Here is a 22575-nt window from a genome sequence, read left to right as displayed (position 1 = left end):
CTCCTTAGATACGCCGGACCGGCCGGCATCGGGCGGTTAAGCCGAAGGCTGCCAGCGGTACTTGCCAAGCTCTTCATTGAGCGGCGTCTGGGCGAACACATTAGCAAAGTTGCACAAGGTTGCGAGGCTCACCCCGAGAATCACTTCCAGGGCGTTGCCCTCGCTGAAGCCGGCGTCGCGCAAAGCCTGGTAAGTGGCGTCGCTGACATTGCCACGGGTGGCGATCACTTCGCGGGTGAATGCGGCCAAGGTTTCATAGCGGGCGTCGGGCAGCTCGCCACGGGCACGCAGCGCATCGACCACTTCCTGGGGCAGCTTGGCTTTGTTCAGGGCCACGGCGGTGTGGCCGGCAACGCAGAAATCACAGCCATGCTGGGTGGCGGCAATCAGTTGCACCACTTCGCGCTCGGCCAGGTTGAGCTCGGATTTGCCATTGAGCGCCGACACCGTCACGTAGGTTTCAAGCGCCGCCGGGGCGTTGGCCAGGATGCCGAGCAGGTTGGGGATGAAGCCTGAGTTCTTCTGCGCGTTTTCAAGGAACGGCCGAGCGGCTTCCGGAGCGGTCTGCAGGCTGTGTAGAGTAATGCGCGCGGACATGGGTGACCTCCTTTGATGTAAGTCGCTACAGTCTGTTGGTTATAAGAAGTAGCATCCATATTCATCAGTCGCCTTTCCTTGCTCCTGAGTGTTTGCATTAGATGATTTCTTCCAGCCACCTCGTTGATTGGTTATTAGAAGGCCTGGAGCTCGACGCCAGCCTGTTCCATGTCGGGCGCTACTGCGGCGGCTGGCATGCCAGCACCCAGGGCATGGGCCGGGCCAGTTTTCACCTGGTGGTGCAGGGGCACTGCTGGCTGCACATCGACGGCCAGGAGCAGCCACTGCAACTGCGCAGCGGCGATGCGGTGTTCCTGCTGCGCGACCTGGCCTATCGGCTGTCCAGCGCCGATGCCGCCGACGACGCGTGCGCCCTGCCCCGGCGGGCCATGGAGCCACTGGACCTGCAAGCCGGCGATGGCGTGGGGCTGGTGTGCGGGTTCTTCGATTTCAACTCGGGCCTGTCGTCGCTGGTGGTCGAGGGCCTGGCCAGCTGGATTGTGCTGCGCGCCGAAGACCCGGCCGGGAGCGCTGCGCGGGCATTGTTCGGGCTGATCCTCGAAGAGTGCCGGCGCCTGCCGCAGCCTTCGCAAACCCTGCTCGAACGCCTGACCCATCTGCTGTTCCTGTATGTGCTGCGCCAGCAGGTGCATGCCGGCCAACCGCTTGGCGGGCTGGTAGCGCTGGCGCGTCAGCCGGCCTTTGCCGGGCTGCTCGAACAATTGATCGAGGACCCGGGCCAGCCTTGGACCCTTGAAAGCATGGCCGCCTGCACCGGACTTTCGCGGTCGGCGTTTTTCAAGCGTTTCAATGAACTGGCCGGCGAATCGCCCGGCCAGGTATTGCTGGCGCTGCGCATGCGCCATGCCTGCCAGCTGCTCAAGGCGGGCAACACCGTCGAGCAGGTAGGCGCGCGCGTGGGTTATCAGTCGGTTGCAGCCTTTACCCGAGCCTTTGCCAAGGCCGTCGGCGTGCAGCCTGGGGCGTACCGCAAAGGCGTTGCCGGGCGTGCGTGAAGCCTGTATTGATTGCCACCCAGCCCCAGAGTTGCCGCTATACTCGCGGCCTTTTCAAGCAAGGAAGCGTTGAATGCGCACGTTCCTCAGCGGTGCAGCCCTGAGCCTGGCCATGGCCCCGCTGGCGATGGCCGAGCCCCGGTCATTCGCGGTTACCGACCCCAGCGGCCAATTTCTGCTGGAGGTGTTGTTCGCCGAACTGCCCAAGGAGCCCGAGCACCTGGCCCCGGTGCTGATCACCGTGCGCGATCGGCAGACGCTGGAAACCTTGCAGCAGTTGCAGACGCAAATGGACGACCCGCCCGAACCTGGCGCCGAAGGCACCAGCGACTGGCTCAGCGGCCCGTATGGCGTGCTCAACTTTGGCGACTTCAACTTCGATGGCCGCCAGGATGTCGCCATTCGCGATGCCAGCGAAGTGATGGAGATTGGCACCTACCGCTACAACGTCTATCTGCAGGATGCCCAGCAGCGTACCTGGGCCTTGCACCCTGCCCTGACCGAGCTTGCCCGTGATACACCGCTGGGCCTGTTCCAGCTCGACAGCGCCACGCGCACCTTGCGCGTGCAAACCCAGCGCGGCTGCTGCTGGCGCCGCGACGCCAACTGGCAGTTCAAGGGCGGCGAACTGCTGCTGGCCAGCGCCGTCACCGAAGAAGAAATCCCGCCCAACGAAAGCCAGGGCACCAGCATGCCCCGTGGCTACGTGCAGCGCACCCGCGGCGCGCGGCACGACGGCACGTGGCAGGAGCAGACGCGTATCGAAGGGCCGATCATTGAAAGCCCGCAAATGCTCACTGGCACCCTGGACGGCAAGCTACCGGTGCAGCTGTGGTTCCAGGACCAGGGCGCGGTGATCATCGGCGAGCTGCGCTACACCCAAAGCGGCAGCGGCGCGCCCATCCAGTTGGTCGGTGAGCGTGACGACTACGACGACAAACCCAATGTGTACCTCTTCGAGTTCGCCGACGATGGCCGCCAGACCGGCATCTGGCGCATGACTGCCGACATGGGCGACCCAGGCGCCTACACCGGCACCTGGATCGACAAGGTGTACAGCAAAAAGCCCGAGCTGGCCCTGCACCTGCGCCATGGCGGCCCGGAACCTGCGGCCACGCAACTGGGCGATGTTGCGCCCGACCAGCGCAGCGGGCGCTACCAGATGCTGGATGATTTCCTCGGCCGCAACGGTTACCTGGACCTCGCCGTGCTACCAGAGCGCGATGCCGAAGGGCGCGAGATCGCCCAGTTCAGCCTGCGCCTTGAAGACAGCAAGACCGGCGCGCCGATCATCAGCGAGCAGCACCGTGTGCCGATGGAGGCTGACAACCTGATCATCGTGCGTGAGGCGCAGGCGTCCAAAGGCAATGGGGCTTACCACATTCAGTTGGTCAAAGGCTTTGCGGTGGTGAAGTACAACGCCGCCCCCGACAACCCGCAAATGATGACCGGGATGTATCGCAAGCAGCCGTAAACGGGCTGGGAATCAGGCCAATGGGGGGTGATTCCATGGTTCTGTACAAACCAATTCTCGCCAGACATATCTCCTCGTGGCGAGCGGGCTTGCCCCGCGTTGGGCTGCGAAGCAGCCCTAAAACCTTCAATTCAAAAGGTAACCCTGAGGGCTGCGACGCAGCCCAACGCGGGGCAAGCCCGCTCGCCACAAAGGCGCCCATCAGACCAGCTCCATCTCACCCCAAAACAACGCCCTGCAACCGCTCCCACAAGCGCTGCACATGCTCACGCTCGGTCGGCAGCGCCCCAACCGATACCCGCACCATCCATTCCCCCTGCAAGGTCGCCGGCGTCACATAGGCATCGCCCGACGCATTGAGCCGGTCCGCCCAACTGCGGGTATGCGCATCCAACTGCGCCCCCGCCAGCCCAGCCGGGCGATGGCGGATACAGAGGGTTTGCAACGGCACCGGCGCCAGTAGCTCCCAATCTGCCGCAGCCTGCACCTGCTCGGCCAGCCAGTGGGCATTGTCCAAGTCACGTCGCAGCCGCTGCTGCAACGCCTCGACCCCCTCGCAGCGCAGCATGAACCACAGTTTCAGCGCGCGGAACCTGCGCCCAAGCGGAATACCCCAATCACGCAGGTTCTTCACCTCACCATCCACCGCCGATTGCAGGTAGCTGGGGTTGGTGCTCATCACCCGGATCAGGTGCTGCGAATCGCGCACGTAATAAATCGAACAGTCGAACGCCACCCCCAACCACTTGTGCGCGTTGACCACCACCGAATCCGCAAGCTCGATGCCGTCCCACATCCAGCGGCACTCCGGCAGAATCATCGCCGAGCCTGCCATGGCCGAGTCCACATGCAGCCACAACTGGTAAGCCTGGGCGATTTCGCCGACCGGGCGCAGCGGGTCCAGTGCAGTGGTGGCGGTGGTGCCGGTAGTGGCCACCACCGCGCACGGCTGGTTGCCCACCGCCAGGTCTTGGGCGATGGCCTCGCGCAGGGCGTCAGGGCGCATGGCGAACTGCTCGTCGGTGGCGATCAGGCGAATGTTGTCGCGGCCAAAACCTGCCAGCAGCGCGGCTTTGTCCACCGAGCTATGGGCTTGGGCGCTGATGTAGACGATCAGTGGCTTGGCTTGGGACTGCAGGCCACCGCGCACCAGGGCGTAATCGGTCGCCCGTTCACGGGCGCAGATCAGCGCAACCAAGGTGCTGCTGGAGGCGGTGTCCTGCATCACCCCGCTCCACTGGGCCGACAAGCCCAGCAACTGGCGCAGCCAATCCAGGGTGGTTTCCTCCAGCTCACTCAGCGCCGGGCTGGACTGCCACGACAGCCCCAACACGCCAAGCCCGGTGCTGAGAAAGTCACCCAGCACCGAAGACAGCGTGCCATTGGAGGGGAAATAACCATAGAAATCCGGGTGCTGCCAATGGGACAGGCCCGGCATCAGTAGCTGGTCGACATCCTGCAGAATCGCCTCGAAGGGCTCGCCCTGCTGCGGGGCGCCGCCGGGCAACGCAGCTTTGAGATAGCCGGGTTCGACCTGAGCCATCACCGGGCGCTGGGCAATGTTCTGGCGGTAATCGGCGATCAGATCGATCAGTTGGTGGCCATGCTGGCGGAATTGTTCGGGGGTCACGAAGGTGCTCCTGGGGTGAGGCCGGCTCAGCCGACACAGTGCCAGCAGTCTAGAACCCTGCACCGCCGGCAATAACCCCACTTCATGCATAGCTGCTATGGCAAAGACGCATGCCCGCCGTGCACGCCGAACTGCGACTGGCGCCACAGCTCGTAGACCCGGTTACGCAGCCAGCGGTGCTCGGCCGAGGCCTGCAAGCGCTGATGCCACACCACCCAGTAGCGCTGGGTGTGCTGAACAAAGCCCAGGGGCCGCCAGGCCAGGCCATGCAGGCGGGCGAGCTGGCAAGCGATGTGTTCCGGCACCGTAGCCAGCGCCTGGCCGTTGCCCAGTACCTGCACCATGGCGCTGAAAAACGGCACTTCGAGGCTCACCCGGCGCTGTAGCCCCTGGCTGCGCAGATGGCGGTCGATGAAGCTGTCCTTGTCGCCGCCACCGGATACGCGCACATGCTTGTAGGCCAGGTAATCGTCCTGGCTGAGGGTGCTGCGGGCAGTCAGCGGATGGTCATGGCACATTAGCGCCACCGCATGGTCTTCGCCCAGCAGCCGCCCGTGCAGGTTGGGCGGCGACTCATCGAACAGCGTGGTCGCCAGATCGATCTCGCCGCTGGCCAGCAGCGCGTACTGCCCGGCCTGCCAAGTGCGGTATTCCAGCGATACGCCGGGGGCTTCGCGTTCCAGGGCACTGACCAGCAGCGGCAGCATGTGCTCGGCAACATAGTCGGAGGCGGCCAGACAGAAGCGCCGCTCACAGCGTGCCGGGTCAAAGGCTGCGGGTTGGCGCAGGGCGATGAGTTCGTCGAGCACCTGGCGTAGCGGCTCCACCAGGGTTTCGGCATGTTCACTGAGCACATAGCTGCGGCCCTGGCGGATCAGCAAGGGGTCGCCGAAGGCTTCGCGCAGGCTGGCCAGTTGGCGGCTCAGGGCACTCTGGCTGCAACCCAGGCGCTCTGCGGCGTGGCTGAGGTTTTTCAGTTGCAGCAGGCAGTCGAGGGTACGCAGGTGGGCAAGGCTGAGGGAGGCGAAGGTTGGGGTCATCGGCGCTGGGTCCCGGACGCTGGCGAGGGCTGTCCCAGCCCACGGTAACCTAAGGTAGGCGGCCAGGTGTAGGAGCGGCCTTGTGTCGCGAAAGGGCTGCGCAGCAGCCCCGGCAATTCTGCATGAGGCCTGGATTTCAGGGCCGCTGCGCGCCCCATCGCGGCACAAGGCCGCTCCTACAGAGATCGCGTCCAGCCGCGATAGTGATGCTAAATGCGGCCTCTGTGGAAGCTAGGTACAGATCAGTCCGTCAGGCCGACATAGACGTTCTGCACGTCTTCGTTTTCGTCGATGGCTTCGAGGAAGGCTTCGACTTCGGCCAGGGCTTCGGCGCTCAGGCTGGCCGCGCTGACGGGGTTTTTAGGCGTATAGCCGATCTTTGCCGACGTGACGGTGAAGCCTTGCGCCGGCAGCGCCTTCTGTACAGCGTCAAGGTCGGTGGTATCGGTGATGAACAGCGCCGAGCCCGGCTCTTCGCCTTCTTCGCAATCCTGGGCGCCGGCTTCGATGGCCGCTTCGTCACGGTCGCCGTCGCCAGTGGCTTCGATCAGGCCCACATGGTTGAAGTCCCAGGCAACCGAACCGCTGGCGCCCAGTTGGCCCTTGCGGAACAACACGCGGATTTGCGCAACGGTGCGGTTGACGTTGTCGGTCTGGCACTCGACGATCAGCGGCACCTGGTGCGGGGCGAAACCTTCGTAGGTGACGGCGGTGTACTGGATGGCATCGCCGTCCAGGCCCGCACCCTTACGGATGGCGCGCTCGAGGGTTTCACGGGTCATCGAGGCTTTCTTGGCCTGTTCGACGGCCAGGCGAAGGCGCGGGTTCATGTCCGGGTCGGCGCCGGATTTGGCGGCGATCTGGATCTCCTTGGCCAGTTTGCCCATGATCTTGCCCTTGGCGTTGGCCGCGGTCTCTCTATGCTTGGCTTTCCACTGTGCGCCCATTTCAGCTCTCTTGTTTCAGGGGCCGGTTCAGGAAGCGACCGGCCAAAAAAGTGGGGAGAGTTTATACGCCCTCGCGCCTGCGTTCGACAACAAATCGTGCAGCCGCCTCATCGGCGGCGCTGCAACCAGGCCGCACCCAGGCCGCTCAGGCAGATCACGCCAATCCCCACTTGCGTGGTGCCATCCGGCACCTGGCCAAACACCGCCCAGCCCAGCAAGCCGGCGAACACGATCTGGCAATAGCTGAATGGCGCCAGCAAGGCCGGCGCTGCGTAGCGAAACGCCTGGGTCAGCAGCAGGTGCGCGGTCATGCCGCAGCCGCCAAGGCCAAGCATCAGCAGCACGTGCGACCACTGCGGCGTCTGCCAGAAAAACGGCACCAGCGCGGTCATCACCAGGGTATTGCACAGCCCTGCATAGAAATTGCTGGTGGTCGGGCTGTCGTGGGCGGCCAGAATGCGCGTGAGCAACTGGTAGAAGCAAAAGCCTAAAGCCGAGCCCAACGGGAACAGGATGGCCGGGGTGAACATCGCCCCGCCGGGGTGCACCACCACCAGCACGCCTATGAAGCCCATTACCACCGCCGCCCATTGCCCGGCGCTGACGCGCTCCTTGAGCAACGGCACCGACAGCGCCGTGACCATCACCGGGGCGAGGAAGTTGACCGAGGTGGCCTCGGCCAAGGGCAGGTATTGCAGCCCTGCGGTAAACAGCAGGCTGGTACTGAGCAGGCTCAAGGCGCGCAGGGTCTGCAACAGTGGACGGCGGGTGCGCAGCACCGCAAGGCCAGCCTTGGGCAGGAAAATCCCTGCCATCAGCAAGGTATGCACGACGTAGCGTGCCCAGACCACCATGATTACCGGGTAGATGCCGCCGAGAAACTTCGACAGCCCATCGTGGCTGGCGAACAGGAAAGTGGCGACCACGACCAGGACGATCCCGCGCAGCGGCTGGTTGACTCCGGACAGCGGCGTACTGGAACTCATGCGGCCCTCAGGCGATGGCCCAGGCCAGGCACCTGGGCATGGGCCGATTCTAGAAGACAACGGCCGGGTTGAACATTGCGCCACACCGGGACAATGTTCCGGGTGGTTCATTTTGTGCGCTTATCGACCACTTTTACACCCGCAAGTGCCACGGTCCCACTCATTCGCCCAACGGCCCGACCTGTTTGAGCCGCTCGCTGGCTGGCACCGGGCGGCCATACAGGTAGCCCTGGAAGTTGGAACAGCCTTCGGCCATCAGCCGCTCCATCTGCTCTGGCGACTCCACGCCCTCGGCGGTGGTCTTGATCATCAGGCTGTTGGACAGCTCGGTGATGGCGCGGATGATCGACATCGCCTCGCGGCTGTCGCACATGTCGTGGACGAACGACTTGTCGATCTTGATCCGGTCGAACGGGAACGAACGCAGGTAGCCCAGCGACGAATAGCCGGTGCCGAAGTCGTCCAGCGAAATCGCCACGCCGAGGTCTTTGAGCGCACGCAGCATGCGGATGTTTTCGTCGCTATTGCCCAGCAGCACGGACTCGGTGATTTCCAACTCAAGGCGCGTGGCCGGCAGCCCCGAATCGGCCAGGGCCAAGGCGACGATATCGACCAGGTTCGCGTTCTTGAACTGCACCGGCGACAGGTTCACCGAGACGGTTTGATCGGAGTCCCAACCCGCTGCTTCCTGGCAGGCAAGGTTGAGCGCGCGGGTGCCAAGTTCGTGGATAAGCCCGGTTTCTTCGGCGATCGGAATAAAGTCCATAGGCATGATCATGCCGCGCGATGGGTGCTCCCAGCGCATCAGCGCTTCGTAACCGGTGATCGCGTTATTTTGCGGGTCGACCACTGGCTGGTAGTGCAGTTGCAACTGGCCCAAGTGCAGCGCGGTGCGCAGGTCGGTCTCGACCAGGCGCCGCTGACGGGCGGCAACATCGAGCTCCACATGGAAACATTCGAAGCGGTTACGCCCGTTGCGCTTGGCCTCGTACAAGGCCATGTCGGCGTAGCCCAGCAATTGCTCGGCGTGTTCGTGGTCACCGGGCGCGATGGCCACGCCAATGCTTGCCCCCACCGTGAACTGGTGGCCTTCGATGCGAAATGGCGGGCTGATGGCCGCGATCAGGCGCTGCGCGGTGTTGCGCGCAGCGTCACGGCTTTCAAGGCCGGTGAGCACGATGGCAAACTCGTCGCCACCCAGCCTTGCCAGGGTGTCGTGCTCGCGCAGCTCGCGGCGCAGGCGCTTGCCCAGGGCGCGCAGCAGCTTGTCACCAAAGGCGTGGCCGAGGGTGTCGTTGATATTCTTGAAGTTATCCAGGTCCAGGCACAGCGCGGCGGTCAGCCTGCCGCTGTCTTCACCACGCAGCAAGGCCTGCTTGAGCCGCTCGTGGAACAGGGTGCGGTTGGGCAGGCCGGTCAGCGCATCGTGGTGGGCCATGTGGTGAATCTGGGCGTGGGCGGCCAGCTCTTCGGTGGCATCCTCAGCGACGAACAGCACGTAGTCGCCCTGCCCTTCGCGGTTCTGGCAAAGCATGGCGCGGCTGCGCAAGGTGCGCGCACCGGCGGCGGTATCGACGCGGGTTTCTGCGCTGTAGCCCTTGGTGCTGCGCGCACCACGGCCAAGCTGTTGTTGCAGGTAGTCGGCAGCGGCCGCCGGCAGGCCCTGGCCCGGCAATTTGCCGATCATGCTCACGCCCTGGCCGCCGAACAGGCGCTCGGCTTGCTGGTTGGCCAGCAGGATCTCGCGGCTTTGCAGGTCCTGCACAATCACGCTGGCCGGGATATTGGCGATGACCGAGTCGAGGAACTGCGACAGCGTGGTCATTTCCTGGCTGTATTGCTCGGCAAGCTCCTTGGCCTTGAGCAGCTCAAGCTCCTGATGACGGCGCTCGGAGATATCGCGGGTGATCTTGGCGTAGCCAATCAACTGGCCGCTGTCTTCGTCGCGGATCGGCTCGATTACCACACTGGTCCAGAAATGCGAGCCGTCCTTGCGCTGGCGAATGCCATCAGCCTGGAACCGCCCTTCAAGGCGTGCAGTGGCAAGGCTCAGGGCGGGTAGCCCGGCGTCGCGGTCGGTCTGGGTGTAGAACACCGAGAAGTGCTGGCCGACGATCTCGTCGCTGCAGTAGCCCTTGGCGCGCTCGGCGCCAGCATTCCAATTGACCACGTGGCCCTTGGTGTCGAGCATATAGATGGCGTAGTCACGCACCCCTTGCACCAACAGACGGAAGTGGCGCTCCTGCTCACGTTGGGCCAATTGCGCGCGGTACTGCTCGGTGCAGTCGCGGGTGATCTTGGCAAAGCCCACCAGTTGCCCTGCTTCATCGCGCACCGCCTCGATCAGCACATGGGCGCGAAACGCCGAGCCATCCTTGCGCAGGCGCCAGCCATGCTCTTCGAAGCGCCCGGTGCTACGGGCCTGCTCAAGGTTGCGCGCAGGCACCCCCGCCGCGCGTTCTGCCTCGCTGTAGAACAACGAGTAGTGCTGGCCGACGATCTCATTGGCGGTATAGCCCTTGGCGCGCTGTGCCCCGGGGTTCCAGTTGGCAACATGGCCATCAGGGGTGAGCAGATAAATGGCGTAATCCACCACGCTCTGGATCAATAGCCGGTACATCGCGTCAGAGCTTGCAGCTAACGACATGGGGGGTTACCTGAACCTGCAGACAGCACCAAAAGGAAAAGCTACCTACCCTCTGTGTCGGTCCGGGTGGGTACTTGACGATGGTGGCATTATGCCGGTTGACGGACGGTTTTTGTGCGTTTGGTCACGAAAAAACCTGCGTTGCGACTAATGTCGTAGGCCGCCGACCAAAAAGTTGCGCAGCTGCGGCTCGTCATCCAGGGCAACCTCTTCAAAGGCGCGTGCAAGGCCTGCCAGCAGCGCCTGGCAAAAGCCTGCCGCGGCTGAGTCTTGTGCGTGATAGCGCAGCAGCCAAGCGGTGCGGGTGTCCGCGAGGAACTGCCCCGCCACGACGCTGCCGATGCCCTGACGGCGGTAACGCTTGAGGATGAACAGGTCAGCCAGCTCCAGCGCATTGATGCCGGGCACCTCGCTGGCCTCGATCAGCACGAAACCTGCGATAAACCCGTCGACCAGCACCAAGTGCGCGCCCCAGCCGGGCGAGTGCCAGTAACGCTGCAAGTGCGGCTCATGAATATAGAAGCGCCCGTCTACCTCGACATCTTCCTGCTCCCAGTCAGACGACTCATAGGCATAGAACTGGTAGAGGTTGCGGATCAGGTCCGCCTGCTCGGGGTGGGTCTTGAGCAGCTCGATGGGGGCTGGCATAGCGGGCTCGATAGGTGAACGGGGGGCGATTGTAGCCGGGCGGCCCGCCCCCACCAAGGGTTGCCCGATCAGCGCGCTGGCAAGGCGGCCATGGCGTCGATTTCGATCAGCATGCCATCGAGCGCAAGGCGCGGCACCGGGATCAAGGTGCACGTGGGCGTCATGGCTGAACCCCAGGCTTGGCTGGCGGCAGCGACCCATTGCTGCAGGCGCGCCTCACTGTGATCGACGATCAGCAGCGTCAGTTTGTAGACGTCGCCAAGGCCCGCGCCTTTGGATGCCAAAGCAGTCTGCAGGTTGACCAGCGCCTGCCGGGCCTGCTCGGCAAACTCGGGGGCAAGCGTGCCTTGGGCATCTTCGCCGCCCTGCCCTGCAATCGATAACAGGCGGCTGCCCGCCTGCACTTCAGCAACATGGGAATAGGCGTTGGCGCTGGGGTCGTAAAGCCCCTCGGGGTTGGACAGGGTAATAACGGCTGGTTTGGTCATGCGGGCGCTCCGTCAGGGTAGATAGAGCGCCGGAGTATCAAACCTTGGGTTAACTCGAGGTCAAGCCCTGCTTACTTTTCTTCGAGCACCGCCCGCCCCTTCACCGCCTTTGGCCCGCGCCAGGCCCAGAACAGCAAGCCGGGGAACGGTGCATAGACCACGAACACCACCCACAGCATCTTGCGCTCGGCGCGCCGGTCGCTGCCGATGATGTGCCAGATGGCCCATACCTCAAGCGCGATCACCACAAGGGCGACGAAGAACCAGATCGTTCCGATTTCCATGAGCATTCTCCCGTTGGCATGTACAGCTTTGGGTAGCTGCACTGGCCAAGGGTTCAAACGGATATGGCGGACAACGTCACTGGGGTGGGTTGGGGGTCACTTCTGGGTTGCCGCTTCAAGTGCCGCCTTCAACTGCGCAGGGTCGGCGAACTCGCGCTGCTGCACCAGGTTGCCCCTGTCCAGGGTCAGCCACAGCACCTTGCCCTCGGCGCCAGCATACTGGCTGGCGACGTGGCCTTCGCGGTCCAGCATCACCCGGTAGCTATAGTCGCGCATGGCCGGCACGGCGAACAATTTGCTGATGATCGCGGGCATCCGCTGGATATCGGCAACGAACACCGCTTTGCGCGCTTCCAAGTAGCCTTTCGGCGCGTCGGCCAGTGCCGCCTTGACCAGCTTGGCGCCGTCCATGTCGCGGGCCACCAGCAGTACCCGCACCTCTTCGTTCAAGGTATAGGGCTGATCGTACTGATCATTCAGCGTCCACGGCGCCAGCCGCTGGCCAGGCTCTACGGCGTGGGCAAGCAGGGGCAGCAGGCTGAATGCGAGTGCGGCAACATATTTCATGACGGTGGATCCTGGTTGGAAAGGCGGCCAGCATAGCCCAATGCCTGGGGTTTGCGTGCCGCCATGGCCAGTGTTGTCTTTCCCGACGCCGCGCCGCACACTCATCGCGCCAGCCAGGAAACGGAGTCCGCAGTGCCAACACCACGCCAGTTCAGCAAGAAGACCAGCACCAGCAACATGCTGCGCCTGAAGAACACCGACGGCAGCGCCCAGCGCCCGTTTCGCGTCGACTTCGTGCTGCTGGAGCATTTTTCCATGGCCAGTTTCACTGTAGCGATGGATGTACTGGTAACGGCCAACCTGCTGCGTGCGGACAGTTTTGCCTTCACGCCGCTGTCGCTGGCGGGCGACCGCATCATCAGCGACCTGGGCCTGGAGCTGGTGGCCACCCCGCTCGCCCCGCAGGGCCTGCGCGACGTCGATCTGCTGGTGGTCTGCGGCGGCCTGCGCACGGCCCTGAAATACCCGATCCTCGACCGTCTTCTGGCCGACTGCGCCAGCCACGGCATGACCTTGGGCGGGCTGTGGAACGGCGCCTGGTTCCTGGGCCGCGCCGGTGTGCTCGCCGACTACGGCTGCAGCGTGCACCCCGAGCAACGGGCAAGCCTTGCCGAGTGCAGCCCGCAAACACGCATCACCCCGGCCAGTTTCACCCTCGACCGCGACCGCCTCACCGCCGCCAGCCCCAACGGCGCCATGGAGCTGATGCTCGGCCTGGTGCGGCGCCTGCATGGTGATGCGCTGGCCGAAGGGGTCGAAGAAATCCTCTCGTTCTCGGGCGCCCGGTATCGCCAGGTGGGGCCGGGGGCGAAAAAGTCCATGAGCTTGCATTTGCGCACCATCGTCGAGCTGATGGAAAACAACCTCGAAGAAACCCTCAGCCTGGACCAGCTTGCCGCCTACTCCGGGCGCTCACGGCGGCAGATCGACCGTTTGTTCCAGGCACAGCTGGGCACCTCGCCGCGGCGTTATTACATGGAGTTGCGCATTACCAAGAGCCGGCGGCTGCTGCAGTATTCGGACCTATCGGTGATGGAGGTGGCGGTGGCTTGCGGGTTCGTCTCGGTGTCGCACTTCAGCAAGTGCTATGCGGCCTACTTCGGCTACCCGCCTTCGCGTGAGCAAAGGCTCGGGGAATGAGAGCCGGGGCTGCTGAGATGCCATGGTTTTGTACAAGCCTGTTCCCGCCAGACATATCTCCTTGTGGCAAGCCCGCTCGCCACAACTCTCTATCGTTTCCCACAGGATTGGGTCCCACGAGCAATATTGCGATTGAGCACCGCCTCTGTGGGAGATTCTATGGTTTCGGGCAAGTCGCTTTTGATTGTGTAGGAGCGGCCTTGTGTCGCGAAAGGGCTGCGAAGCAGCCCCGGCGATCCTGGTGGTTGCTCAGATCCTGGGGCTGCTTCGCAGCCCTTTCGCGACACAAGGCCGCTCCTACACTGACCGCGTAGACGGCATCGATATGGGGATGGGCGAGCTCTGTGGGAGCTGGCGATAGCCTGCGATGAGGCCAGCACAAGCCTGCTCAAAGATGGAGGGCCTGCGCCAACCCACCGACGTTTTTCCGTTGCCCCCTCGTTGCCGCGCGTTTTTGCTTGTATGGTGTTGGCAAAGAAGGATGTTTTACCCGCACAGGAAAGACTTAGATGCCCCAACGCAATGTCATCAACGCCTCGGTCAGCCCCAAGGGTAGCCTGGAGACGCTGTCGCAACGTGAAGTCCAGCAACTGAGCGAAGTCGGTACCGGCAGCCTCTACACTCTGTTTCGCCAGTGCGCCCTGGCCATCCTCAACACCGGCGCCCATGTCGACAACGCCAAGACCATTCTCGAGGCCTACAAGGACTTCGAGGTGCGCATCCACCAACAGGATCGCGGCGTACGCCTCGAACTGCTCAACGCCCCCGCCGATGCCTTCGTTGATGGCGAGATGATCGCCAGCACCCGCGAAATGCTCTTCAGCGCCCTGCGCGACATCGTCTACACCGAAAGCGAACTGGCCAGCCAACGCATCGACCTGGAAAGCTCGCAAGGCCTCACCGACTACGTCTTCCACCTGCTGCGCAACGCACGCACCCTGCGCCCGGGCGTGGAGCCCAAAGTGGTGGTGTGCTGGGGTGGGCACTCGATCAGCAGCGAGGAATACCAGTACACCAAGAAAGTCGGCCACGAATTGGGCCTGCGCAAACTGGATATCTGCACCGGTTGCGGCCCCGGCGTGATGAAAGGCCCGATGAAGGGCGCGACCATCGCCCACGCCAAGCAGCGCATGCATGGCAGCCGCTACCTGGGCCTGACCGAACCCGGCATCATCGCCGCCGAAGCGCCGAACCCCATCGTCAACGAACTGGTGATCTTGCCCGACATCGAAAAGCGCCTTGAAGCGTTCGTGCGCGTCGGCCACGGCATCATCATCTTCCCAGGCGGCGCCGGTACGGCCGAAGAGTTCCTGTACCTGCTGGGTATCCTGATGCACCCGGACAACCGCGACCTGCCGTTCCCGGTCGTCCTCACCGGGCCGCGCAGCGCCGAGGCTTTCCTGCTGCAACTGCACGCCTTCGTGGGCGCCACCTTGGGTGAAGAAGCACAGCGCCACTACCAGATCATCATCGATGACCCGGCAGAAGTCGCCCGGCATATGGTCGAGGGCCTCAAGGAGGTCAAGCAGTTCCGCCGCGAGCGCAACGACGCCTTCCACTTCAACTGGCTGTTGAAAATCGACGAGGGCTTCCAGCACCCGTTCGATCCGACCCACGAAAACATGGCCGCGCTGGCCCTGCGCCGCAACCTGCCGCCGCACGAACTGGCGGCCAACCTGCGCCGGGCGTTCTCCGGCATTGTTGCCGGCAACGTCAAGGACAAAGGCATCCGCCTGATCGAAGAGCACGGCCCATACCAGATTCGCGGCGACGCAGCGATCCTCGACCCGCTCGGCCGGCTGCTGCAGGCATTCGTCGACCAGCACCGGATGAAACTGCCTGGCGGTGCGGCCTACGTGCCGTGTTATCAGGTCGTGACCTGACCTATACCGGGGCCGCCATTGCGGCCCCGGCTTGTTTCAGCCAGGTTCCTTGACCCAGATGAATTTTTCTTAAATCGCAGCTCCGCTATTCTTTGGCACAATCAAGCCTCAATCCGCCGCCCAGGAACCAGCATGCCTCGCGTACTGACCATTGAAGACGACGCCGTCACCGGCCAGGAAATCGTCGCCGAACTTACCAGCCACGGCCTGGATGTGGACTGGGCCGACAATGGCCGTGAGGGGTTGGCCAAGGCCATCGCCGGGGGTTACGACCTGATCACCCTGGACCGCATGCTGCCCGAAGTCGATGGCCTCACCATCGTAACCACCCTGCGCAACCTGAAAATCGCCACGCCCATTCTGATGATCAGCGCACTGTCGGACGTCGACGAGCGCGTGCGTGGCCTGCGCGCCGGTGGCGATGACTACCTGACCAAACCCTTCGCCTCTGACGAAATGGCTGCCCGCGTCGAGGTATTGTTGCGCCGCAACAGCACACCGATGACCCAGACCCGCCTGCAAGTCGCCGACCTCGAGCTGGACCTGATCAGCCATGAAGCCCGGCGCGGCGAGAGCTCGCTGAACCTGCTGCCCACCGAATACAAGCTGCTGGAATACCTGATGCGCCACTCCGGCCAGGTGATCACCCGCATGATGATCTTCGAGGAAGTCTGGGGTTACCACTTCGACCCTGGTACCAACCTGATTGACGTGCACATCGGCCGCCTGCGCAAGAAGATCGACTCCCCCGGCCAGACCCCGCTGATCCGTACCGTACGGGGTTCCGGCTATGCCATTGCCGAACCCGTCTAAAGGCTGGAGCTCCTCCACCAGCCGCCTGCTGGCGCTGTACAGCTTTCTGTTCGTGGCCTGGAGCAGCATTCTCATGGGGGTGCTGTACTTCGAGGTGTCCAGCTACCTGAACAAGCTCACCCGCCACTCAATGCTGCAACGCCAGCACCTGTTCACCCATATGAGCGGCAAGCAGCTGGACGATGCCCTGGTGGCAAGCCAGGCCTTCGAGGAGCGCAGCTTCGACGCTTACGGTTTGTTCGACGCGCAGCTCAACCCCATTGGTGGGCGCATCCGCAGCATTCCACCGGAACTTGGCCTGGACGGCAAGATTCACGAACTCAAGCGCTGCCTGGATGCCGATGACCCTCACCTGCCCCGCGACAGCTGCGACGCGGTGGCGATCCGCGCCCAGGATGGCCGCTGGCTGGTGCTGGTGCGCGACAACGGTTCGCTGTTCGTGGTCACGCGGATCATTCTGCACGCCTTGCTGTGGGGCATCTCGCTGACCTTGATACCGGGTTTTGCCGGCTGGTACCTGCTGCGGCGTCGCCCGCTCAAGCGTATCCGCGCCATCCAGGCGCAGGCCGACCTGATCGTGGCTGGCGACCTCACCCACCGCTTGCCGCTGTCGAGCCGGCGCGACGAACTGGACATGCTGGCGGCCATCGTCAACGCCATGCTCGACCGTATCGAGCGGCTGATGCACGAGGTCAAAGGCGTGTGCGACAACATTGCCCACGACCTGCGCACCCCGTTGACGCGGCTGCGTGCACAGTTGTACCGGATTCGCCAGCAAAGCCCGGCAGGTTCTGCCGAAGGCGAGGCGCTGGACCAGGCGATCAGTGAAACCGACACGCTGATGGCGCGTTTTCGGGGCTTGCTGCGCATCAGCGAGCTGGAAGACCGCCGCCGTCGAGCAGGTTTCCAGCAGCTAGACCCACAAGCCTTGCTGGCCGAACTGCATGACTTCTACCTGCCGCTGGCCGAGGACGGCGGTATCCGCCTGGCGCTCGTACAGCCTGAACAGTTGAGCACGCTGCATGGGGACCGCGAACTGTTGTTCGAAGCGCTGGCTAACCTGGTGGGCAACGCGATCAAGTTCACCCCCGAAGGTGGGCAGGTGCGTGTGACCGCACGCCAGGACGAGGCTGCAGTGCACATTGCCATCGAGGACAGCGGGCCGGGGATTCCAGTGGATGAGCGCGAGGCGGTGCTCAAGCGTTTTTACCGCAGTGAAGAGGGCCATCGCCATGCAGGGTTCGGGCTGGGGTTGTCGATCGTCGCGGCGATCGTCGACCTTCACGGGTTCGGGCTTGAGGTGGGCAGCAGTGAGCTGGGGGGCGCGAAACTGGTGCTGCACTGCCCGCTGGGTGGGGCCGGCAGGTAGCCCCTGCCGAACTCCCGTGTAGGAGCGGCCTTGTGTCGCGAAAGGGCTGCATAGCAGCCCCCAAGATCTCTGTCTGACACAAAATCATGGGGCTGCTACGCAGCCCTTTCGCGGCACAAGGCCGCTCCTACAGGGGCGCGTAAGTGCTGATTAGTCAGCCAGGCGCCAGGTAGTCGCGCCTTTGCTGTCTTCCAGCACCACGCCCATGGCAGTGATCTGGTCACGGATGCGGTCGGACTCAGCCCAGTTCCTGTCGGCACGCGCCTGCAGACGCGCCTGGATCAGCGCCTCCACCTCGGCAGCATCGACCTTGCCCTCGGCCCCTGCACGCAGGAAGTCATCAGCATCCAGCTGCAACACGCCCAGCACATCGCCCAGCTCACGCAGACGGCCGGCAAGGCCAGCAGCAGCCTGCGCATCGCTCTCGCGCACGCGGTTGATCTCGCGCACCAGGTCGAACAGCACGGCGCAGGCTTCAGGGGTGCCGAAGTCGTCGTTCATCGCTGCGGCAAAACGCTCGACATAGGCCTCGCCACCTAGTGCGGCGACCCGTGGCAGGCCACGCAGCGCATGGTAGAAGCGCTCCAGGGCGCCTTTGGCGTCACGCAGGCTGTCTTCCGAGTAGTTGATAGCGCTGCGATAGTGGCTGGCCACCAGCAGGTAACGCACCACCTCCGGGTGGTACTTCTCCAGTACGTCACGAATGGTGAAGAAGTTGTTCAACGACTTGGACATCTTCTCGCCGTTGATCCGGATCATGCCGCAGTGCATCCACGAAGCTGCGTACTGCTTGCCAGTGGCCGCCTCGCTTTGCGCGATCTCGTTTTCGTGGTGCGGGAACTCGAGGTCGCTGCCACCGCCATGAATGTCGAAGCTCTCGCCCAGGCAGCAGGTGGACATCACCGAGCACTCGATGTGCCAGCCCGGACGGCCAGGGCCCCATGGCGATTGCCAGTGCGGCTCGCCAGGCTTGACGCCCTTCCACAGCACGAAATCCAGTGGGTCCTGCTTGGCCTCGTCGACCTCGATGCGCGCACCGATGCGCAGGTCTTCGATTTTCTTGCGCGACAGCTTGCCGTAGCCGACGAACTTGCCGACCCGGTAGTACACGTCACCATTGCCTGGCGCATAGGCATAGCCCTTGTCGATCAGGGTCTGGATCATGGCGTGCATGCCGGCGATATGATCGGTGGCACGCGGCTCCTGATCGGGCGGCAGGATGTTCAGGCGACGCTCGTCTTCGTGCATCGCATCGATCATGCGCGCGGTCAGTGCGTCGAACGCTTCGCCGTTCTCGTTGGCCCGATTGATGATTTTGTCATCGATATCGGTGATGTTGCGCACGTAGGTCAGGTCGTAGCCACTCTTGCGCAGCCAGCGGGTCACCAGGTCGAAGGCCACCATGCTGCGGCCGTGGCCGAGGTGGCAGTAGTCGTACACGGTCATGCCGCAGACATACATGCGCACCTTGTTGCCATCGAGCGGCTTGAAGGGTTCCTTGGTCTTGCTCAGCGTGTTGTAGATGTTAAGCACGGTGTTTCCTCAGCTGCCCCAGGAGTCACGCAGGGTGACAGTGCGGTTGAACACCGGGCGGCCCGGCTGGCTGTCTTTCAGGTCGGCGCAGAAGTAGCCTTCACGCTCGAACTGGAAGCGGTCTTCAGGCTGCGCCTGGCCCAGCGAAGGCTCGGCACGGCAGCCGGTCAGCACTTGCAACGAATCGGGGTTGATGTTGTCGAGGAAGCTGCCGCCGTCTTCGGTTTTTTCCGGGTTGGCGGAGCGGAACAGGCGGTCGTACAAACGCACTTCGCACTCTACGCTGGCTGCCGCTGGCACCCAGTGGATCACGCCCTTGACCTTGCGGCCTTCAGGGTTTTTGCCCAGGGTGTCCGGGTCGTACGAGCAACGCAGCTCGACGATGTTGCCGTCGGCGTCCTTGATGGCTTCGTCGGCGCGGATCACGTAGCTGCCGCGCAGGCGCACTTCACCGGCCGGCTCCAGGCGCTTGTAGCCCTTTGGCGGCTCTTCCATGAAGTCGTCGCGGTCGATGTACAGCTCGCGCGCGAACGGCAGCACGCGCACGCCCATGTCTTCCTTCGGGTGGCGCGGCAGTTCAAGCTGCTCGACCTGGCCTTCGGGGTAGTTGGTGATGACCACTTTCAGCGGGCGCAGCACGCACATGGCGCGCGGGGCGCTGCGGTCGAGGTCGTCACGGATGCTGAACTCGAGCATCGACATGTCGACCACACCGTCGGAGCGGTTGGTACCGACCATGTCGCAGAAATTGCGGATCGAGGCCGGGGTGTAGCCACGACGGCGGAATCCCGACAGGGTCGACATGCGCGGGTCGTCCCACGCCTGCACGTGGCCTTCATCTACCAATTGCTTGAGCTTGCGCTTGGAGGTGATGGTGTAGTTGAGGTTCAGGCGGCTGAACTCGTACTGGCGCGGGTGCGCCGGGACCGGCAGGTTGTCGAGGAACCAGTCGTACAACGGGCGGTGGCCTTCGAACTCCAGGGTGCAGATCGAGTGGGTGATGCCTTCGATGGCATCCGACTGACCGTGGGTGAAGTCGTAGTTGGGGTAGATGCACCACTTGTCACCGGTCTGGTGGTGGTGGGCGTGGCGGATGCGGTACAGGATCGGGTCGCGCAGGTTCATGTTCGGCGACGCCATGTCGATCTTGGCGCGCAGCACGCGCTCACCGTCCTTGAACTCGCCGGCTTTCATGCGGGCGAACAGGTCCAGGTTTTCCTCGACGCTGCGCTCGCGGAACGGGCTGTTCTTGCCAGGCTCGGTGAGGTTGCCGCGGTATTCCTTGGCCTGATCAGGGGTCAGGTCGCAGACATAGGCCTTGCCACGCTTGATCAGCTCGACTGCCCAGTCGTGCAACTGGTCGAAATAGTCGGAGGCGTAACGCACGTCACCGGCCCAGTCGAAGCCCAGCCATTTCACATCGCTCTGGATGGCGTCGATGTATTCCTGGTCTTCCTTGGCCGGGTTGGTGTCGTCGAAACGCAGGTGGCAGACACCGCCGAACTCTTTGGCCAGGCCGAAGTTCACGCAGATCGACTTGGCGTGGCCGATGTGCAGATAGCCGTTGGGCTCTGGCGGGAAGCGGGTGACGATGCTGGAGTGCTTGCCCGAGTCCAGGTCGGCCTGGATGATCGGCCGCAGGAAGTTTGCAGGGACGGCGGGGGCGCCTTTGGCAGCGGCGTTTGGCGCGTTTTCGGCAGTGGGCTTGCTCATAGGGTCCTTGAATGCAGGTAGCCGGCCGGGTAGGCCGATTGAATCAAAGGGCCTATCATAGCCGAAGCAGTCAAGCCGCTGACACCCGCGCACGTACAATCTCACGTGATTTGTAGCAGCATTTTGTCGCCTGCGCGGGTCGAAACCGGCAGAATGGCCGCCCGGCGCCTGCCGCCCCCTATTTCCGATGCCTTGAGAGCGAACTTAAGCATGTCCAAAGTCAAACTGAGCACCAACCACGGCGACATCGTCCTGCAACTGAACGCCGAAAAAGCACCGATCACCGTTGCCAACTTCCTGGCCTACGTCGAAGCTGGCCACTACAGCAACACCGTGTTCCACCGCGTGATCAAGGGCTTCATGATCCAGGGCGGCGGTTTCGAGCCTGGCATGAATGAAAAGCGTGACAAGCGTGCCAGCATCCAGAACGAAGCCGACAACGGCCTGAAAAACACCAAGTACAGCATCGCCATGGCCCGCACCATGGACCCGCACTCCGCGTCTGCCCAGTTCTTCATCAATGCTTCCGACAACGACTTCCTCAACCACAGCGGCAAGAACACCCAGGGCTGGGGCTATGCGGTGTTTGGCGAAGTGATCGAAGGCCGTGAAGTGGTCGACGCTATCGAAAAGGTCGCCACCGGTTCCAAAGCAGGCCACCAGGACGTACCTAAAGAAGACGTGATCATCGAGAAAGCCGAGATCATTGAGTGATTCTGCTGATCTCCGATCTGCACCTGCAAGAAGAGCGCCCGGACATTACCCGGGCGTTTGTTGATCTGCTCGACGGCCGCGCCCGCCACGCCAGGGCGCTGTACATTCTCGGCGACTTCTTCGAGGCATGGATCGGTGACGATGCCATGACGCCGTTCCAGCAATCGATCTGCCAGGCCCTGCGCCGGTTGAGCGATAGCGGCACGGCGGTGTACCTGATGCATGGCAACCGCGATTTCCTGATCGGCAAGGCCTTTTGCCAGGCCGCTGGCTGCACCCTGCTGGCCGACCCCAGCGTGGTCCAGCTTGGCGGCGAGCCAGTCTTGCTGATGCATGGCGACACGTTGTGCACCCGCGATGTCGGCTACATGAAGATGCGCCGCTACCTGCGTCACCCGGTAACCCTGTGGGTTTTGCGCCACCTGCCGTTGGCTGCTCGCCGCCGGCTGGCGCGCAAGCTGCGCAGCGAAAGCCGTGCACAGACGCGCATGAAGGCGACCGAAATCGTCGATGTAACGCCCGAGGAAGTGCCCAAGGTGATGGCCGCCCATGGTGTTCGCACGCTGGTGCACGGCCATACCCACCGCCCGGCAATTCACAAGCTGGTGGTCGATGACCAGCCAGCACGGCGGATAGTGCTGGGTGACTGGGACCGCCGCGGCTGGGCGCTGCAGGTGGACGAACAAGGCTTTGCCTTGGCGCCGTTTGAGTTTTCCTGAATGCCGGCATCCACCTGAATCAACCGCGATGCTCTTACACCGACCGCGTGAAGTCCGCTTCACCGGTCCTACACCACCTACACTGTGCAGGTTGCCTCTGATCATCAGGAGCCTGGCATGGACGACCAACCTCAGGGTAAACCACCCACCTTCTGGCAAATGTTGCACAGCATCCTCGCCGCCGCACTGGGCGTGCAAAGCGGCAAGAACCGCGCCCGCGACTTTACCCATGGCAAAGCCAGCCATTTCATCGCCATGGGCGCCGTCTTCACGCTGTTGTTCATTCTGGTACTGATCGGCCTGGTCCAGTTGGCCATGCACCTGACCGCGCGCTGAGCGCCCAGGCAAAAACGCCTGCCGAATGGCT

At 63.4% G+C, this 22575-nt stretch carries 21 protein-coding genes; 9 read left to right on the top strand and 12 right to left on the bottom strand.

Annotated elements, in window-relative coordinates; translation table 11 throughout:
• Positions 1–36: 36 nt before the first annotated feature.
• The gene (locus tag HU719_RS07085; RefSeq protein ID WP_186536797.1) at positions 37–597 is read right to left on the bottom strand and encodes a carboxymuconolactone decarboxylase family protein; all 561 of its coding nucleotides are present in this window, start codon (positions 595–597) and stop codon (positions 37–39) included.
• A 101-nt stretch (positions 598–698) separates the two neighbouring features.
• Between HU719_RS07085 and HU719_RS07080 the strand changes: the two genes are divergently transcribed.
• A complete protein-coding gene (locus HU719_RS07080) occupies positions 699–1613 on the top strand; it encodes an AraC family transcriptional regulator (RefSeq protein ID WP_186518436.1) in 915 nt (304 codons plus the stop codon).
• 73 nt (positions 1614–1686) lie between these two features.
• Positions 1687–3087, top strand: a complete 1401-nt coding sequence (locus tag HU719_RS07075) for an XAC2610-related protein (protein WP_186536798.1) — start codon at positions 1687–1689, stop codon at positions 3085–3087.
• A gap of 217 nt (positions 3088–3304) precedes the next feature.
• Here the strand turns inward: HU719_RS07075 and HU719_RS07070 are convergent, their stop codons facing one another.
• The 9 genes from HU719_RS07070 to HU719_RS07025 form a co-directional block, all read right to left on the bottom strand.
• A complete protein-coding gene (locus tag HU719_RS07070; protein ID WP_186536799.1) occupies positions 3305–4717 on the bottom strand; it encodes a DOPA decarboxylase in 1413 nt (470 codons plus the stop codon).
• Between the two features lie 95 nt (positions 4718–4812).
• Positions 4813–5757, bottom strand: coding sequence for a LysR family transcriptional regulator (locus tag HU719_RS07065; protein WP_186536800.1), 945 nt, complete (start codon positions 5755–5757; stop codon positions 4813–4815).
• A gap of 242 nt (positions 5758–5999) precedes the next feature.
• Positions 6000–6704 (bottom strand): YebC/PmpR family DNA-binding transcriptional regulator, encoded by a 705-nt coding sequence (locus tag HU719_RS07060; protein WP_186518443.1) that lies wholly within the window; start codon positions 6702–6704, stop codon positions 6000–6002.
• 107 nt (positions 6705–6811) lie between these two features.
• On the bottom strand, positions 6812–7690 hold the full coding sequence (locus tag HU719_RS07055; protein ID WP_186518445.1) for a DMT family transporter: 879 nt from the start codon (positions 7688–7690) through the stop codon (positions 6812–6814).
• A gap of 160 nt (positions 7691–7850) precedes the next feature.
• Positions 7851–10337, bottom strand: a complete 2487-nt coding sequence (locus HU719_RS07050) for a sensor domain-containing protein (RefSeq protein ID WP_186536801.1) — start codon at positions 10335–10337, stop codon at positions 7851–7853.
• 147 nt (positions 10338–10484) lie between these two features.
• The gene (locus HU719_RS07040; RefSeq protein ID WP_186536802.1) at positions 10485–10985 is read right to left on the bottom strand and encodes a GNAT family N-acetyltransferase; all 501 of its coding nucleotides are present in this window, start codon (positions 10983–10985) and stop codon (positions 10485–10487) included.
• Between the two features lie 68 nt (positions 10986–11053).
• Positions 11054–11473, bottom strand: coding sequence for a RidA family protein (locus HU719_RS07035; RefSeq protein WP_186536803.1), 420 nt, complete (start codon positions 11471–11473; stop codon positions 11054–11056).
• A 71-nt stretch (positions 11474–11544) separates the two neighbouring features.
• Complete coding sequence (locus HU719_RS07030; protein ID WP_186518453.1) at positions 11545–11757, bottom strand: PLD nuclease N-terminal domain-containing protein; 213 nt, start codon at positions 11755–11757, stop codon at positions 11545–11547.
• A gap of 96 nt (positions 11758–11853) precedes the next feature.
• The gene (locus tag HU719_RS07025) at positions 11854–12324 is read right to left on the bottom strand and encodes an FAD/FMN-containing dehydrogenase (protein ID WP_186536804.1); all 471 of its coding nucleotides are present in this window, start codon (positions 12322–12324) and stop codon (positions 11854–11856) included.
• 132 nt (positions 12325–12456) lie between these two features.
• Here HU719_RS07025 and HU719_RS07020 point away from each other — a divergent pair, with 132 nt between their 5' ends.
• The 4 genes from HU719_RS07020 to HU719_RS07005 all read left to right on the top strand — a co-directional run bounded on the left by HU719_RS07020 (position 12457) and on the right by HU719_RS07005 (position 17529).
• Entirely contained in the window at positions 12457–13464 is a 1008-nt protein-coding gene (locus tag HU719_RS07020; RefSeq protein ID WP_186518457.1) for a helix-turn-helix domain-containing protein, read from the top strand.
• A 509-nt stretch (positions 13465–13973) separates the two neighbouring features.
• Entirely contained in the window at positions 13974–15347 is a 1374-nt protein-coding gene (ppnN, locus tag HU719_RS07015; protein ID WP_186518460.1) for a nucleotide 5'-monophosphate nucleosidase PpnN, read from the top strand.
• A gap of 132 nt (positions 15348–15479) precedes the next feature.
• Positions 15480–16160: a response regulator transcription factor gene (locus tag HU719_RS07010; RefSeq protein ID WP_186518462.1), complete on the top strand. Its 681-nt coding sequence runs from the start codon at positions 15480–15482 to the stop codon at positions 16158–16160.
• A complete protein-coding gene (locus HU719_RS07005; protein WP_186534919.1) occupies positions 16138–17529 on the top strand; it encodes a sensor histidine kinase in 1392 nt (463 codons plus the stop codon). Before HU719_RS07010 ends, HU719_RS07005 begins: the two co-directional genes overlap by 23 nt.
• Before the next feature lie 150 nt (positions 17530–17679).
• Here HU719_RS07005 and cysS read toward each other — a convergent pair whose 3' ends face one another.
• Positions 17680–19062, bottom strand: a complete 1383-nt coding sequence (gene cysS, locus HU719_RS07000; RefSeq protein ID WP_186534920.1) for a cysteine--tRNA ligase — start codon at positions 19060–19062, stop codon at positions 17680–17682.
• A 9-nt stretch (positions 19063–19071) separates the two neighbouring features.
• Positions 19072–20775 (bottom strand): glutamine--tRNA ligase/YqeY domain fusion protein, encoded by a 1704-nt coding sequence (locus HU719_RS06995; protein ID WP_186534921.1) that lies wholly within the window; start codon positions 20773–20775, stop codon positions 19072–19074.
• A 210-nt stretch (positions 20776–20985) separates the two neighbouring features.
• Between HU719_RS06995 and HU719_RS06990 the strand changes: the two genes are divergently transcribed.
• The 3 genes from HU719_RS06990 to HU719_RS06980 all read left to right on the top strand — a co-directional run bounded on the left by HU719_RS06990 (position 20986) and on the right by HU719_RS06980 (position 22544).
• On the top strand, positions 20986–21489 hold the full coding sequence (locus tag HU719_RS06990) for a peptidylprolyl isomerase (protein ID WP_186534922.1): 504 nt from the start codon (positions 20986–20988) through the stop codon (positions 21487–21489).
• Positions 21486–22208, top strand: coding sequence for a UDP-2,3-diacylglucosamine diphosphatase (gene lpxH / locus HU719_RS06985; RefSeq protein WP_186534923.1), 723 nt, complete (start codon positions 21486–21488; stop codon positions 22206–22208). Before HU719_RS06990 ends, lpxH begins: the two co-directional genes overlap by 4 nt.
• A gap of 117 nt (positions 22209–22325) precedes the next feature.
• Positions 22326–22544 (top strand): DUF2970 domain-containing protein, encoded by a 219-nt coding sequence (locus tag HU719_RS06980; RefSeq protein WP_186518475.1) that lies wholly within the window; start codon positions 22326–22328, stop codon positions 22542–22544.
• Positions 22545–22575 lie beyond the last annotated feature (31 nt).

The sequence above is a fragment of the Pseudomonas farsensis genome, assembly GCF_014268805.2.
Lineage (GTDB): Bacteria > Pseudomonadota > Gammaproteobacteria > Pseudomonadales > Pseudomonadaceae > Aquipseudomonas > Aquipseudomonas farsensis.
The sequence above is the reverse complement of the archived record's forward strand: the minus strand, read 5'-3'. Positions and strand labels throughout refer to the sequence as shown.